This is a genomic window from Commensalibacter papalotli (ex Botero et al. 2024) (assembly GCF_947179115.1).
Classification (GTDB): Bacteria; Pseudomonadota; Alphaproteobacteria; order Acetobacterales; family Acetobacteraceae; genus Commensalibacter; species Commensalibacter papalotli.
This window is the reverse complement of the sequence record NZ_CAMXCI010000019.1, coordinates 1-1132: the sequence shown is the minus strand read 5'-3', so window position 1 is coordinate 1132 and position 1132 is coordinate 1. Positions and strand designations below refer to the sequence as shown.

Below are 1132 nucleotides of genomic sequence, written 5' to 3'. Positions count from 1 at the left end.
AGGTGCTTTCTACGTTCATTTTGCTTGAAGAAGCTATGAAAGATTTATAAATAAGGGGCTTGTACTTTTGTAAGAACTATATTAATATATTACAAAATGGGAGTTTTATTTGGTTATTAACCTTTACCTGGTCTTTTACCAAGAAATACGCCAGCATGGAAACCATCTTTATTATTCCAACTGACATAACCACCAAAACCACCAGCAACATTTTGTATTTCAGTGGTGGTTAGTTCTCTCATTGCATTTGCGTTTAGGGAGTTTTCTTTATTAATTTCTACATTATTCATAATCGATTCCTTTATATAATATTACAGGTTTGATTAAGCTTTTTAGATATCCATGTTGATATCTTCTTATATTGTTACTACTAATTAACAATTGGTCAATCTATTTGTTCCAGATATACATCATATTTTAAGATCATGTTATTCTATGTTGGTATTTCCTTGGGTCCTTCCTATAGGGGTATTTGCATTACAGGTAATTCGCACCCTGATATATTCCTAGCCAAATGGTTTTTTAGAGGTTCCAGTTCCACCCTATTATAATCTTACAGCCCTAGAGTTTCCAATATGTAACAGGGTGGAACCCCATCGCAAAGGTTCCATCTAGGTTCCACGATAGTTTGAAAGTTCCACATAAAGGTTCCAGTATCTAAACGATGACCACTTCTGAATATATTTCAATTAGTGAAGCCTCACGACGAGCCAATATCAGTCGAACGGCTTTACGTAAACATATTAAGGTTGGTCGTATAGTCTCTGACAATAATGGGAAAATTGAAGTTGCTTCTTTTAATTCTTGGCTGGCCAGTAAACCACATGCGTCTCAAAGTGCTGGGTTATTGCTAACAGATTTTGATCCATCCTTGCCTGTGTTTCCAACACTTCAAGATGCAGAGCTTTATAAAACCAGTTACGAGGCACGTCTTAAAGAACTGGATTATGATTTAAAATGTGGAACCGTTGTTAAAATTGAAGATGTAGTGGCAGCCTTATCTTTACAGCTCAGTGCGATTAGAACACGCCTTTTGGCTATTCCTGCCGAGATGGCTCCGCAACTATTTAATTGTAAAACAGTCGCAGAAACTCAAGACAAAATGCATCAATTGATGGTTAGAATATTAGAA

General features: G+C 36.0%; 2 protein-coding genes. One reads left to right on the top strand and one right to left on the bottom strand.

Annotated elements, in window-relative coordinates:
- Positions 1–116: 116 nt before the first annotated feature.
- On the bottom strand, positions 117–290 hold the full coding sequence (locus QMN76_RS10870) for a hypothetical protein (RefSeq protein ID WP_282024339.1): 174 nt from the start codon (positions 288–290) through the stop codon (positions 117–119).
- Positions 291–664: 374 nt separating this feature from the next.
- Between QMN76_RS10870 and QMN76_RS10865 the strand changes: the two genes are divergently transcribed.
- On the top strand, positions 665–1132 hold a 468-nt coding region (locus tag QMN76_RS10865; RefSeq protein WP_282066040.1), incomplete at its 3' end, for a hypothetical protein.